General features: G+C 61.3%; 11 protein-coding genes and 1 pseudogene. 5 read left to right on the top strand and 7 right to left on the bottom strand.

The window, feature by feature from the left end; all coding sequences use genetic code 11:
• Positions 1-3 precede the first annotated feature (3 nt).
• Complete coding sequence (locus IYW40_RS20705) at positions 4-330, top strand: helix-turn-helix domain-containing protein (protein WP_348644316.1); 327 nt, start codon at positions 4-6, stop codon at positions 328-330.
• Positions 331-452: 122 nt separating this feature from the next.
• Here IYW40_RS20705 and IYW40_RS20700 read toward each other — a convergent pair whose 3' ends face one another.
• Positions 453-1487, bottom strand: coding sequence for a P63C domain-containing protein (locus IYW40_RS20700; RefSeq protein WP_196402092.1), 1035 nt, complete (start codon positions 1485-1487; stop codon positions 453-455).
• A gap of 107 nt (positions 1488-1594) precedes the next feature.
• Positions 1595-2023: pseudogene (locus tag IYW40_RS20695) on the bottom strand (glycosyltransferase); the annotation flags it as partial.
• A 58-nt stretch (positions 2024-2081) separates the two neighbouring features.
• On the opposite strand from IYW40_RS20695, the gene IYW40_RS20690 reads away from it, so the two are divergent.
• Entirely contained in the window at positions 2082-2495 is a 414-nt protein-coding gene (locus IYW40_RS20690) for a hypothetical protein (protein WP_196402091.1), read from the top strand.
• A 126-nt stretch (positions 2496-2621) separates the two neighbouring features.
• On the opposite strand, the gene IYW40_RS20685 is transcribed toward IYW40_RS20690, so the two are convergent.
• Positions 2622-2801 (bottom strand): DUF1508 domain-containing protein, encoded by a 180-nt coding sequence (locus IYW40_RS20685; RefSeq protein ID WP_196402090.1) that lies wholly within the window; start codon positions 2799-2801, stop codon positions 2622-2624.
• A 262-nt stretch (positions 2802-3063) separates the two neighbouring features.
• A complete protein-coding gene (locus tag IYW40_RS20680) occupies positions 3064-4047 on the bottom strand; it encodes an IS1595 family transposase (protein WP_196402089.1) in 984 nt (327 codons plus the stop codon).
• 98 nt (positions 4048-4145) lie between these two features.
• Here IYW40_RS20680 and IYW40_RS20675 point away from each other — a divergent pair, with 98 nt between their 5' ends.
• Positions 4146-4391, top strand: coding sequence for a DUF6471 domain-containing protein (locus tag IYW40_RS20675; RefSeq protein ID WP_196402088.1), 246 nt, complete (start codon positions 4146-4148; stop codon positions 4389-4391).
• Positions 4392-4472: 81 nt separating this feature from the next.
• Here IYW40_RS20675 and IYW40_RS20670 read toward each other — a convergent pair whose 3' ends face one another.
• Together IYW40_RS20670 and IYW40_RS20665 are read right to left on the bottom strand one after the other, a co-directional pair.
• The gene (locus IYW40_RS20670; protein ID WP_196402087.1) at positions 4473-5315 is read right to left on the bottom strand and encodes a hypothetical protein; all 843 of its coding nucleotides are present in this window, start codon (positions 5313-5315) and stop codon (positions 4473-4475) included.
• Positions 5316-5333: 18 nt separating this feature from the next.
• Entirely contained in the window at positions 5334-6188 is an 855-nt protein-coding gene (locus IYW40_RS20665; RefSeq protein WP_196402086.1) for a hypothetical protein, read from the bottom strand.
• 225 nt (positions 6189-6413) lie between these two features.
• Between IYW40_RS20665 and IYW40_RS20660 the strand changes: the two genes are divergently transcribed.
• Positions 6414-7325, top strand: a complete 912-nt coding sequence (locus IYW40_RS20660; RefSeq protein ID WP_196402085.1) for a transporter substrate-binding domain-containing protein — start codon at positions 6414-6416, stop codon at positions 7323-7325.
• Here IYW40_RS20660 and IYW40_RS20655 read toward each other — a convergent pair.
• Positions 7292-7741 carry an Hpt domain-containing protein gene (locus IYW40_RS20655; protein WP_196402084.1) on the bottom strand — a complete coding sequence of 150 codons (450 nt, stop codon included), beginning with the start codon at positions 7739-7741 and terminating at the stop codon, positions 7292-7294. The genes IYW40_RS20660 and IYW40_RS20655 overlap by 34 nt on opposite strands.
• A gap of 263 nt (positions 7742-8004) precedes the next feature.
• Between IYW40_RS20655 and IYW40_RS20650 the strand changes: the two genes are divergently transcribed.
• Positions 8005-14061: an apolipoprotein acyltransferase gene (locus IYW40_RS20650; RefSeq protein ID WP_196402083.1), complete on the top strand. Its 6057-nt coding sequence runs from the start codon at positions 8005-8007 to the stop codon at positions 14059-14061.
• Positions 14062-14066: the final 5 nt, after the last annotated feature.

Here is a 14066-nt window from a genome sequence, read left to right as displayed (position 1 = left end):
TAAGTGACAAAAGTGCTGGCGTCAATACAAAATGATGACCTTGACGCTTTATGTTGGCGTCGCTATGTTTCGGGCATGACGCCGGGACAATGCCGCGCCGCGCGCGCATTTCTTGAAATTTCGCAACCCGAGCTGGCGAAAGCCGCGAACGTCGGCGTTTCGACTGTGCGGGATTTTGAGGCCGGGCGCCGGACTCCGATGGCGAACAACCTAAAGGCAATTCAAGCTGAGTTTGAGCAGCGGGGCGTTCGGTTTGCTGACCGTGACGGGAGCGGCGCATTGGGCGTCCTTTATGCCGAGCCGCTTAAAGACGCTGCGGCGAGAGACTGATTCTGATAAAAAGGAAGGGTGGAGACGGGGGGAGTCGAACCCCAAGGGGAGACGCTGCAAATCGTTCCTTGGCCCGGCCAACCGTCCCCATCGAGGGCTCCGATACGCGAGTATCTGAGCCCTCATTTTTTGGATTTTGGCTTGATCTGCTCCAGATCGTCGAAGGCCATACTGAGAGTTGTTTCCGGTTTTGGCAGCGCTCTTTGAAGCATCTCCTTGAACTGATTCCAGTGCGTCGCCGCGTTCAATAAAGCCATCACCGCAGAGAGGTGATTTTGCAATTCAGGTATTCCATGCCGCGAAGTCAGATAACGGTGTAACTGGTGTTTCAGTCGTCCACTTGCATTTCGACCGGCATATTCATGCAGTTGCTCACGCAAACCCGGACCAAGGCGGTCATAGATAATGTCGTTGGTCCATATGCCGATAACTCCGGGTCGAGAAAGAGACTCTGGGTCGTAATCCCACTCATTCAACTCAAATATTCGTTTGTAATATTGATCTGGGAACTGTTTGCGCCACGGTTGCAGCTCTTTTGTAAGCCATTCATCAAGTATTTTTTCAAGAGCATTACGCGCTCTAATGTATTGATAGCCTGTTGCTTCATCAACTAGACCAATAATTCCGAGCCTAGCTAACCCCCTCGTCAGTATCTCGCATCTTTGCGCTATTCCCATTTGCTGTTGCTGTAAGACGCCAGCCTGTCGTGCTGCAAGAACAGCTTCACATAGATCAACCAATATTTGAGCGTCGTAGCCGTATGCTTTCGCTCCGGTCGGAGTGAGGAAAACAATAGGGGAGCGGATTCGCTCGTATAACTCCTTGGAAATAAATGGATTAATCCTGTCTCTAGATACAAAAAGCTCTAAACGATTCATGCCCGCAATCATTGAACCGCCGCGAGCCAAACCTAAACCATCACTCATGCCTGTAGCGGTCAGGACTCTGATTTCGTCCTCAAGAACGTAGCAGGGGATTTGTATCTCACCGATGCATAACGGGCTTTCCAAGGAGCCGCATACGGCCCGTGAAAGGCTTACGCGAGACGGGTCCGCCTTTGCCCACCTAGCCTGCGCTCCAAGCGAGCCAATGGATTTCCTTTCGGATGGGGAAAGACTGGCCGCTCTGTTTTTGCCGCCCTTGCGCTGGCCAGCCATGCGAATCTCCATGCTTGGTAAAGCAAGCATAGATGCAATGCTTGCTATTGCAAGCATGCGGTGTCGATATCCACAGTTTCTCCTAGGTGCGTTTGCTACCTAATGCCGCGAAAATGATTGGACGTGCCGCCAAGGAAGAGCGGCATTCGCATCGCTGCGAGGCCCTTGTTGTACACGTCGAAGAGCGCCGCATATTCAAGCGCGAACATCGCCGTCATCCAATTTAGCTCGCCGTTGTCGATGGCGAGGCTCGCCTGCAGACAGGCGACGCTCGGCGGCGAGGCGGCGAAGAGCGTCGCGGCGCGGCGCAATTGGCGTGGCTCGGGCAAATCTTCCGCGTCGAACACCGCAACGAGCGAACCCCGGGCGAGCGGCATGGCGACGTTCAGCGCGCGTGGCTTGGTGCGCGGAGCGCCCTCGGGCGCAATGACGATCTCATGCGGCGCATGCGGCGGATGTGACCGCAACGCCGCAGCTGTTGGTTCATCATCGGCTTCAATAACGAATTTTATGTCGAGCTTGGCTCTCGGATAATCCGGTATTATGGCGCAAACGCCAGAAGCGATCTAGCCGGCAACGCCTTATTTTCTCGGCATGGCCGAGATTCGCACAGTCACCACGCTGCGCAGAAAGCGCGACGAAATCATATCCGTCATCAGGCTCTATGAGCGCCAGCTAGAACAAGCCCGCGCCGATCTCGCGCATGTTTCGGCGGCGATGCGGATATTTGACGCAGGCGAAGACGTGAAGCCCTACGTCGACATTCATCGCATCTTTAAACGGACAGAGAAGATCGCCCTATGCCGTGATGCACTCGCCGATGGACCGATGACGACGAAGGAACTGGCGCTGTTCCTGATGCGCAAGAAAGGCTTGGACGCGGGCGACAAGGTTCTTGCCAAGGCCATCGCCAACAATCTCATTCATTCGCTACGGATGCAGGCCCAACGCGGACGCATCGTTATGGACGGGAAGCGGAAGGGCGTTTGTGTGTGGAGCATCGGATAAGGATATAAGTACATATTTATATCTATTGACTAACTTGGGTTAATCAGGCAAAAGAATATTGGCCATGTGCCAAAAAAAGACCCCGCCGATTAAGGCGGGGCCGAGATAGTCAAACGCCGGTCCGGCTTAGCGCTCATGAACGGGGGCTGTGCCGGACCCCTTCACAAGCGCGATCGCGTGTTGGCAGTCGGTCTTGTTAAAGTAGCCTTCCCCAGAATTGGCTATCTTCTTGTTATTCGCGGAGAAAAGCGTCCAGCGCCACTGATGCGCGGCGTCTCGATACATGACGAAGTAGGATGTAGTCATCGGAGCATTCCCTATGGGAGTTGAGTTTAAGCGATACCTTTTCGAGTATCGCCACGAAGGCTCGGAATGGGGGATAGAAGTCGTCGCGTCATCGCCATCGGATGCGCGCGAGCGGCTTAAAGCCCTGACCTGGGCCAGATATCAAGGTGAAATCAAAGCAAAGGTCGCCGTCCCGAGCGCCGGTATGCTAGTGGGAGCTGCAAACCGGCTCGCTCGCTTACTCCAACTACGATGATTCGCATAGCCCTATAGTCCAAGCCTATTAAGCCGCGACATGCCGCTGCCAATAGCCCGTGAAATCCGGGCTGGCCTTTTTCTTCATCGCCAGACCGGCAATGCGGCTCGCCTGTTCGCCGTTGGACATGCGACGATGATCCTCTCGCCATGAGCTTTCCTGCGCATAGCGGAGCAGATACTGGCCAGCGACAGAATGGTGGTGGCCGATCTCGGCGCGGCGCAGGCGCGAGAAATAGGACTCGGCGTCATTCGTACACGCGCCGTCTTCACTGTATGCCTCTTCGTGATTGATCCGGCGCATTTCGAAGTTCTTATGCAGCGCATCCCAAGAACCGGCTTCGTCGGCATGAACGATTGATCCCTTGGCGATACGCGCGCGGATGAAATCGAGCGCATGGCCTTCCGCGCGGAAGACGGCCGGGACCGAGCGACCGTCGCGGGCGCGGACGATGACGACGCATTGACGCTTGCCGGTCTGATTGACGGCAAGACGACGATCGCGGCGGTTCTCGCGCATGTTGGCCGGCTTGACGTAGCCGCCGAAGTAGCCGCCGTCGATTTCCACTTCCTCGCCGGCGCCGCCGACGACGCGGCCTTTCATTTCTTCGGCCATCGCTTCGCGCAGTTTGTGCAACAGGACGAAGGCGGCCTTATAGGACGTTCCAAGATCGCGGGACATGGCGAGAGCGCTCTTGCCCTTCACCTCATTGGCGAAGATGGCGATAGCGGCGAGATAGACGCGCAGCGGCAGCTTGTGAGACGCAAAGAGCGTCCCGCTGGTCACGCTGAAATCCTTGGCACAGGCGCGGCAACGGAAGCGCGGCGCGCCGCTCGGGCGGCGACAATCATAGGCGTCAACGCCGCCGCAATGCGGGCAGACCGGCTTGCCGTCCGTCTCTGGCCAGCGAACGCGGCAAAACATTGTCTCGGCGTCCGCATCCGACATGCGGAAGATGCTGGCGAGCGAGAGTGTCTTAGCGGCGCGGGAGAGAAGGAAATGTTGCGACATGTCACCACATCCGATGATGTTATGCATCGGATATAGCGGTAGACGTAGCCATAAGCAAGGACTAATATCATCATATATGATGATATTTTGAGGATCCTATGGCGGCGAAGTCAGACCCTGCAACACAAGCGTATGAAACGAAGGCAAAAAACCTCCTGAAAGGGGAATTGAAGCGACGTGGCGTCACCTATGCGCAGCTTGCCGAAAAGCTGGCGGCGATCGGCGTGAAGGAGACAGACCGGAATCTGAACAATAAGATCAGTCGCGGCGGGTTTACTGCCGCGTTCATGTTCCAATGTATGGACGTCATTGGATGCAAAAATATCCATTTGACTGATGAATAATGGTTTCTGACCGCATAACATTGAACTTAAGTTCGGTTTTAACCACAGTATACTTGGATTTGGTGGTTTTGAATGATATAGTTACGCGATTTGAAAATCGAATTTCTTTTGATAATAGTCACGCTTTAACTCGGCCCAGCTCCGCTCTGTAAGGCTAAAGCTCCAATAGCCAATTTCGTCCATGACGATTCCGTTATTCATGGAAGGATCACGTTTTAGTGGATCAAAATTGAAATGAGGTCGTCGCCATTGTCTATCCCCAAGATCGACAGAAAACGGGAGCGTCCGTTCCGCTAGAACTTTTCCATCAACTCCAATACGTATTTCAGTGGACCTACCTGATATACCTATTTCTGCCATTAAATAAAATCTTCTGTTAATTGGTATCCCATCCGTTCCTAGCGGCAATTCCAGCGAATAGGTTTCACCATATGTATCCGTCACAGCAAACGTGAAGCGATTACTGGCTGAAATGTAGAATGCCGCGACAGCATTCCGGTTAGTCTTCCAATCCATAATTGGAAATCGGCTAGAGCCAGACGGTGCAGGCAATCGCAATACCGTGTGGAGCGACAAGCCTGGCAAATTTTCTTTTACGATCGATTCTGGCCTAGGTAGTGCGTTTGTGCTGCCGTTCTTTGCATCTTTGTCTTGGTTGAGGGTTTGCGCCATAATACCGCGAATTTTGAAGTGCCACAAAATCATCCCCACGCCAACCAAGGCGGCCAACATTGGGAACCATGGAGGGGGAGAGAGGATAAGTCCGATCACAGCCGGCCATCCTCCGAGATCATGGTAGGTCTGAATGGCTGCGTCGTAACGGCCTCGCCAATCAAGGATCGATAGTATCGCGTCCTTCGCCGGCCAGATAAGCGCGACTGCGCCAGCCAAAAGCTTCCAATATTGAAGCAACCAAGATCGCATGAATGATTTCTCCTGCGCTTAAAGATCAGCGCGCAGGGACAATGCCACAATTTGTGCAGGTGAGTCCCGAGCGCCGCAATCACTCTGCGGCTCCCGTTCTGGCGTTTGCGCCATAATACCGGGATAATCCAAACGGTCGATCGCTCGAGCGAGCTGGCGCGCCACGGCGGCTTCCTGGTAGAGCGCAAGCACGATCGTGTAGATCGGCAGTTGCGCCTCGCTTTCGAGCGGTTCGGCGTCTGCGCAGTGTTGAAAACTCGCCGCGCAGGCGAAAAGCCTCAGAAACACGCCGCAAAAGAATGCGCCTGCAAGGAGCAAAGCCGATGCAAGGCGTAGAAAGAAGAAAGGCGCGTAAAGGCTCGCCGCCAGTCCGACCAGCGCGACGAGCAGCAGTCCCACCTGTCCGCGCCGCAAGCCGCCGCGCGCGCATAGGTCCCTGTCGACGCGCTCGACGAGAAAGGCCGCGTTGCGCGCGACCTTGGCCGGATCGGCGCGGCGCACCGCCTCCAGGAACCGCGTTCGGGTGGTGATCGCGAAAAGCGGCCGGCCTCTTGCCGCACGCCGCGCGCTCATCAACCGAAAGACGCCGCTGCCGCTCGGCGCGAACAGCCAGAGGTACCCGCTCGACGGGTCCCGAACCCGCGCGTAGCCGCATTCGGCCGTCGCAACGCCTGACGCGGCGACGTCGACAGGACTGTCGATGAACTCGACCTTGAGATGCTTCGCCAGCGCCCGATAGAAGACTTCCTCGCAGACGAGCCCTTCGGCGAGCAGCGCTTCGTCGGCGCAAACGCCCTGGCGGCGCGCCGTCGCAGCGGCGAATTGCAGCACTTGCTCCGGCACGCCATGCGCCAAAAGAAAGGCGATTTCCACAGGAATGGATCTCGACGCGGTCGCACGCGACGGCGACGGCCGGCGAACGGCCGAGGAGTCAGCGAGCGCGCGGCGTCTGAATGGCTGAGGAGGAAGTTCGTCCTTGATCTGCGAAGCAGAGGAAGCAACACTATCGATCGGCACAAAATTCATGCAATAAATCCGGCAAGCGCAAGCAGCCTGCGCGCGACTATCGACCTCCAGCAAAGGCCAAGCAATCCTTTTATGCGCCGTCTCCCTCAGCCGCGCCGAACCGGTCTTCTCGCCTCCATTGGTGCGGCGCTCGCCGCGCTGTTCCTGACGTCCTGCTTCACGGCTGCGGCGGCTGACGGCGCGCCGCCCGCGCCGGCGCCCCCCGCGTCGACGCCGCCGGCCGCGAATACGCCCTCATTTTGGGACCCCAACCGCACGCCGGAAAAGCCGGATGTTTCCGGACTGCGCCAGATCCGCTTCCTGACCGAGGACGACTATCCGCCGTTCAATTTTCTACTCTCGGATGGGCAGGTCGCGGGCTTCAACATCGATCTCGCCCGGGCGATCTGCGTCGAACTCGACACCGCCTGCACGATCCAGCGGCGGCGGTGGGATCTGCTCGTTCCCGCGCTCAACGACAATAGCGGCGACGCCATCATCGCTTCGCTCGCGATCAATGACGAAACTCGAAAACAGGTCGATTTTTCCGGACCTTACATGCTGACGCCCGGCAGGTTCGCCATGCAGGCCGATACGACCCTGAAGTCGGCTTCTCCCGCCGCCCTCGCCGATCGCCCGATCGCGGTTGTCGCGGGCTCGCGACACGAGGCGTTTCTGCAAGCCTTCTATCCGCGCTCGACCTTGGTGACGTTCGAAACGCCCGCCCTCGCCCGCAGCGCGCTCAAGAACGGCCGCGTTCAGGCGACTTTCGGCGACGCGATCGCCCTTTCCTATTGGCTGAACGGCGCCGAAGCGGCCGGCTGCTGCGTCTTTCGGGATGGCCCCTTCACCGATCCGAAATATTTCGGCGAAGGCGTCGGCATCGCCGTGAAAAAAGGCAATGCGCCGCTGCGCCGGGCGCTCGACTACGCGCTCTCCCGCCTCGCCCAGCGCGGCGTTTTCGCCGAGCTTTATCTGAAATATTTCCCAGTGGGGCCGTTCTGAGCCGCGCCGCCCAGCAATAGGGCGATGGCGCCGCGCGCGCGGCCGATGGCGGCGCCGAGGATCTCGGACTTCTCTGCGGCGCTCGCATCCGCGCCGCGCAGCGCCTGTTCGTAGGCCTCCGCCGCCTGCCCCACCTCGAAGGCGCCGATCGCCCGCGCCGACCCCTTGATGGTATGCGCGAGCGCGATGCGCCAGTCGGCGTCGCCCTGCGCGGCGGGCGCGCGCAAGCGCTTCGCAAATTGCGCCGCCTGTGCGTCGAAAAGCGCCAGCAGCTCCCGTTCGAGATCATGATCGCCGAAGGTCTGTCGGGAGAGATGGACAAGGTCGATCGGCGACTCCGCGTCGGCCTCGGATAACGGCTGCGGTTGAGCTTCGCAATTTAGAAACGTGGAGTCCGCCAGTTTCGCCATCCCCATTCCTGTTCCCCTTGATATCTATCGCAAAGCGGTTCGTTTTGCAGCCCCGCGGAAAGGCCTGCCAAAAGCGGCGCCCAGAGTGGAGACTGACGCGTCGATCCTGAAGGGCGCGTTAACGAAGTTTCCCGATACGGCCCCGCCGGATGTTTCAATTGCCAGGGATGGGCTGTAAAGTTTGGTTAATCTTTATTCACTGGCGGTCGCTGAGCGGCGGGCCGTGAGATCGGGCCGGGCGACGCGTCTGCGCCGGCTGGAGAGGGCGAATGGCGACATCGGGAAAGATCCAGGACGCGGCGTCCGCCGCTCTGACGGCGATTGAGGAGGCGCTCGATATCGGCGCGCCGCCGGACGCCGCAGGCGCTGCGGATGAGGCGAACAGCCGGACCGGCCCAGCCCAGAGCCGGAGAGCGGAAGCGCACGCCGGGGACCAGAGAAGGCCGGCCTCGGCGGCTTACAGCGAGCCGCAGAACCGTGTTCAACCGCAGCCTGGAGCGATGACGCCCGCCCTTGCGCCCGCGAACGACGACCGCCGCACGGTCGGCGAGTTGCGGCAAGCGCTTCAGATCAAGCCCAATCGCTCGATCATGGCGCTCACCGTCGCTTCCATGGGGCTGTGGGCGGGCTGCTGGGCCCTGTACGTTTATTTCCATCAAGGCGAAATCCTTGACTTCGACGGCTCGATGCTCGCGCCGAAACCGGTTTTGACGCTCGCAGCGCTGATCGCGCCTCTCGTCTTCCTCTTCCTCACGGGATTGATGGCCCGCCGCGCCCATGAGATGCGGCTCATCGCCAACTCCATGACCGAAGTCGCCATTCGGCTCATCGAGCCCGAAACGGTCGCCACCGAACAGGTGGTCTCGCTCTCTCAGGCGATCCGACGCGAAGCCGCCTCCATGGGAGACGGCATTGAACGCGCGCTGGCGAGGGCCGGCGAATTGGAAGTGATCGTGCGCACCGAGGTCACCAACCTCGAACGCTCCTACACCGAGAATGAGCGGCGCATTCGGCTTCTCATCGACGAGCTGACGCGCGAACGCGAAGCGATCGTCGTCAACGCCGACAACGCCCGCACCGCGCTCTTTGGCGCGCGCGAGACGCTGTCTCAGGAACTCGCCACGACCTCGGTCCATCTCGCCGAAGCGGTGAGCCAGGCGGGAGCGCGCGTCACCTCCTCGCTCGGCTCCAAGGGCGAGGAGATCCGGCTCGCGCTTGACGAAGCGGGCGACGCCTTTGAATCGACGTTGGCCAGTCACGGCGAAAGAGTGCTGATCGCCCTGACCCAGACCGGCGACGAAGTCGCGCAGAAAGTGACCGGCGCGAGCGACGACGTCAGCCGCCGTTTCGCCGATGGAGTCGAGGAAGTTGGCCGCAAGCTGGAAGCCGCGAGCGAAGCGATCGCCGGCGATTTCGGCGCGCGCGGCGCAGATGTGCTCGGACGGTTCGAAGAGCTTGGCGCGAGTTTTTCCGAGGCGATCGGCGGCCAGGGGGAGCGGATCGTCGCGCAGCTCACGGAAACCGGCGGGGCCATTCGCGACACGATCGAGACGCAGGGCGGAGCCTTTGAGCGCTCGCTCGCCGAAACCCAGGAACGGCTGACGACGCGCGTCGCCGAACATGTCGAAAACGCCAGGGCGACATTCGAAACGGCGGAAACCCGAATCGTCGGCCTGCTCGAAGACACGCATCAGAAGGCGCAGAACGAATTTCAATTGCGCGGACAGGCGCTGCATGACGCAATCTCGTCCAGCTTGAACCAGAGCTCAACGGCGCTCGTCGAACAGGTCGACGCCGTGCAGGCGCGTTTCGTCGCCGCCGCCAGCGAAGCGGTGTCCGCGATCGGGGAGCATGGCGATCGAGTCAATGAAACGCTGGCCGACAACTTCCAGGCCTTCGAACAGACCGTGCTCGGCCGCGGCGGCGAAGTGGCGGAACGGATCGCCGAACGAGGGCTGCAGATCGAGACCACTCTCGCCGAGCGGCTTGCCGCCTTCGAAGACGCCGTGGTGCGCAACAGCACGGAAGCGGCCATGCGCGTCGCTGAACATGGCAACCGTGTCAGCTCCGTCATTTCGGACGGTCTTGCCGCCTTTGAAGACACATTCGCGCGCGACGGAGAGGAAGTCGTCTCGCGCGTCGCCGAACACAGCGAGCGAGCCGCGACGACCGTCGCGACGCAGCTCGCCGCCTTCGAGACGGCGGTTGCGCTGCGCAGCGAGGAACTTGCGCAGAGCGTCGGCGACCACAGCGAGCGCGCCACGTCGGCGCTCGCCACGCAGCTCGCCGCATTCGAAGAGTCGGTCAATAGCCGCAGCGAGGAAATCGCCGAACGGGTCAGCGAACAGAACATGCGCGCGACGGCGACATTGTCGTCTCAGCTCGCCGCATTTGAGGAAGCGATCACGCAGCACAGCGACGACGTCGCGACGCGCGTGAGCGAACATGGCGGACGCGCGACGTCGACCATTGCAACCCAGCTCGCCGCCTTTGAGGACACGGTCGCCCGCCACAGCGGGGAAGTCGCCCAGCGCGTCAGCGAACATGGCGAGCGCGCGACATTGACGCTGACGTCGCAGCTCGCCGCTTTCGAAGAGACAGTCGTACGCCACAGTGACGACATCGCCCTGCGCGTGAGCGAACAGAGCGAGCGGGCGACATCGACGCTCGCGGCTGAGCTGGCCTCGTTTGAAGACGCCGTCACGCGCCACGGAGAACAGATCGCGCAGCGTGTGGGCGAGCAAGGCGAACGCGCAACATCGACGCTCTCGGCGCAACTCACCGCCTTTGAGACCTCCATCATCCGCCACGGCGATGAGGTTGCCGAACGCGTCGGCGAGCGTGGTGAACGCGCCGCATCGACCCTCTCCGCGCAGCTCGCCGCCTTCGGAGAGGCCGTCGAGCGTCACAGCGAAGAAATCACCCAGCGCGTCAGCGAGCACGGCGAACGCGCAACGGCGGCCTTTTCGCAAGGCGTATCGACGTTCGAAGATGTCGTCGCGCGCCAGGGCGAAGATTTGGCGGCCCGGGTCGCGGCCCGTACCGAGCGCGCCGCCGCAGAACTTGGCGACAAGCTCGCCGCCTTTGAAGACAGCGTCGCTCGCAACAGCGGTCTGGTCAGCGAAGCTGTCGCGCAGAGTCTCGAAGCGATTGAAAACGTGCTTGTGCGCCAGGGCGGCGAGATCGCGCAGCGCCTGGCGGCGCGCGCCGACGGCGCCGAAATCGACATCGCCGAAAAGCTCGGCGCCTTCGAAGAAGCCGTCAGGCGCCATAGCGAAAGCGTGGCGTCGGTCGTCGGCGAACATGCGACGCGCGTCGACGAATTGCTCGGCGAGCGGCTCAACGCGCTCGAGACGGCGGGAATGCTCGTCGCCAAAACGATGGAGACGTCGCGCGAACTCGCGCTGCAGGAATTCGAGACGCACGGCGCGGCGTTGCGCGACAAGCTTCGCCAAAGCGTCGCCGACGCCTCCTCGGCTCTCGCCGAAAACGCCACGACGATGCATGAGCGCTTCGCAAATACGGCGAGCGACGCCGTTCTGGCGATCGCCACGCAGGGCGAGCGGCTGCATGAATTGGTGAACGATCGATTCGGCGCCTTCGAGAACGCCGTCCTGTCCGAAAGCAAAGACGTCGTGGCGTCGCTGGCCGACCATGGCGAGCGCATCGCGGTCACGCTCGGCGAACAGCTCACCCAATTCGAGAATGCGCTGCTGCGCGACGGCGGCGAACTCGCCGATCGGGTCGGCGCGCATGCCGAACGCCTCAGCGCCGAACTCACGCAGCGCTTCGCTGTCGTCGAAGACGTGATCGGCGGCCAGGGAACGCAGCTTGTCGACAATCTGACGACGCGGACGGTGGACGCGGCCGCCCGATTTGACGCGCAAGCGCAAGAGATTACGCATCGGATCGACGACCAGCTGCAGTCGCTGGATGAGACTATCCGCATGCAGGGCGGCGCGCTCGTCGAAAGGCTCTCGGCGCAAGTCGAGCATTACAACGCCCGGATCGGCGATAATTCCCGCCATTTCGCCGATCAGATCGACGCGAGACTGGCCGAAATCGACGGCGCGATCGAGAGCAAAGGCGGCCATCTGGTCGAAAAGCTTGGCGCGCGCGCGATCGACATCGCATCGACGATGTCGAACAAGATCGAAGCCTTCGAGAACGTCGCCAACGCCAGGACAATGGAGGCGGCCGACCGTATCGACGAACTGGTCGGCCGCGTTGACGCGGGCCTCGGCGTCGGCGGCCAGATGCTGCAGGAGGCGCTCTCCAAACACGCGGCTGAAGTCGCGCGGGTGATGGAGGACGGCGGGCGCCAAGTCATGCAAACGCTCGACGCAAAGATCAAGGACGTCGACTGGGTGCTGCTGTCGCGCTCGAGCGAACTCGCCCATACGATCGCCTCCAGAACAGAGGAAATCAACGAAGCGCTGGGTGGACACGCGAAGGAGCTGGAAACGACCCTCGACGGCCGTATCGCGCTGCTCGAGAACAATGTGATCAGCCGGCTCGGCGCCGTTTCTTCGGAGATCGACGAAGGAGGCCGACTGGTCGTGGACACGATCGGGGCCCGTCTGCAGGACATCAAAGACGTTCTGGCCGTCGCGCGGCGCGAATTCGATACGACGCTTCATGCGCGCACCGGCGATCTCGGCGAGTCGCTCGCCGAACGCGTCGCGGAGATCAGCGGCGCGCTGGATGAGCGCCTCACGCAAATGCAGACCATGCTCGACGCGCGCGGCGGCGCCGTCGCCCAGGAATTGACGACGATCGGCGATCTCGTGACGACCGCCGTTGAAAATAGCAGCGCCGCCCTTGTCTCACGCCTCGGCGTCAAGCGCGACGAGCTGACGAATGCGCTGGACGCCTCCCGCGAGGCGCTGGCGCTGACGCTGGAGACCAGCGCGCAGACCTCGATTGCGGCGCTGCTGGAGACAAACGAAAGGATTCGCACCGAGCTGCCGACCCTGCTCGACACGCTCGGCGAGACAAATGCCTCGCTCCATGCGGTCATCGACAAGACCGGCGGTAATCTGGTCACGCTCGAACATGAACTCGGCAGGCGCCTCGCCGAGTTCCACGGCGCGCTCAACGAGGCTTCGACGCAGGTTGAACATATCAGCGCCGTCGCTGGCGGCACGATGCAAGACGCTAACGCCATCGTCGCGGCGCTCGACGAGCGACAGCACACGCTGGCGCAGAGCGCGGAAAAACTGGCGCATAGCCAGGAGGCGCTCGACGCCGTGATGGCCGCCCGCCGGCGCTCGCTCGAAGAATTGGTGACGCTCATCGAAGGCCGCGGCGCCGAGATGGAAAGCGCCATGACAAGGTTCAGCGAGCTGATGGATCATTCGTTCCGCTCCATCGAAGCGCGGTCGCGCGACCTTGGAGGAGAGTTGAGCGAAACCTCCAGGCAAACCGCCGATTTGATCGAGACGCGCTTTGCAGCGGTGCGCGCCGCTGCGGAAGGCGAACGCGAGCAGACTTCGGAGGCGCTGCGCGCCGCCTTCTTCGAAGCCAATGAAGAGATCACCCGTCTCTTCGGCGACGCGCGCTCGAAATTCGACGCCGCGACAGACGAGATTCGCGGCCTCGCACGCAACATCCATCGCGAGATCGAGGAGACCCGCGAGGAGGTGCGCCGCGGCGCGACCGAAATTCCGCGCGAAACCGCACAGCAGGCGGCGGCGCTGCGGCGGGTCGTCGGCGATCAGGTGAAGGCGCTGAACGAGCTCACCGACATCGTGGCGCGCTCGGGCCGCGTCTATGACATCGCCGAACAAAGCGCGCCTTCGCTTCGTCAGCCGGTCCTGGATCAAGCGACGCGCGCCGAGGACGCAGCGCCACGCGTCGCGCAGAATCGCTCGGCAGAGCCGACACGCGAGCCGCAGGGCGGATGGTTGAGCAACCTGCTTGCGCGCGCCTCCTTCGACGACGCCGCGCCGCAGCCGCCGCGCACGGCGCGGTCACTGGCGACGGCGGGCGCCCTCGACAGCCTGACGCTCGACATTGCGCGTATGGTCGACAACGCCGCCGTGGCGGAGCTATGGCGCCGCTATCAGCGCGGCGAGAAGGGCGGACTTTTCGGTCGCCGTCTCTACACCGCGCAAGGCCATCAGACCTTCGAGGAAATTCGTCGCCGCTATAGCGTCGATCAGGCGTTTCGCGCGACCGCCGATCGCTACGTCACGCACTTCGAGGATCTGCTCATCGAGACAAGCCGCGGAGATCACGACGGCTCCAAAGCGCTCGACCTGCTGACGGGCGACGCCGGCAAGGTCTACACCATGCTCAGCCACGCCTCCGGACGCTTCGAATAGCGAGA

This window comes from Methylocystis sp. H4A (genome assembly GCF_015709545.1).
Taxonomy (GTDB): domain Bacteria; phylum Pseudomonadota; class Alphaproteobacteria; order Rhizobiales; family Beijerinckiaceae; genus Methylocystis; species Methylocystis silviterrae.
This window is presented reverse-complemented; position numbering and strand designations above follow the sequence as displayed.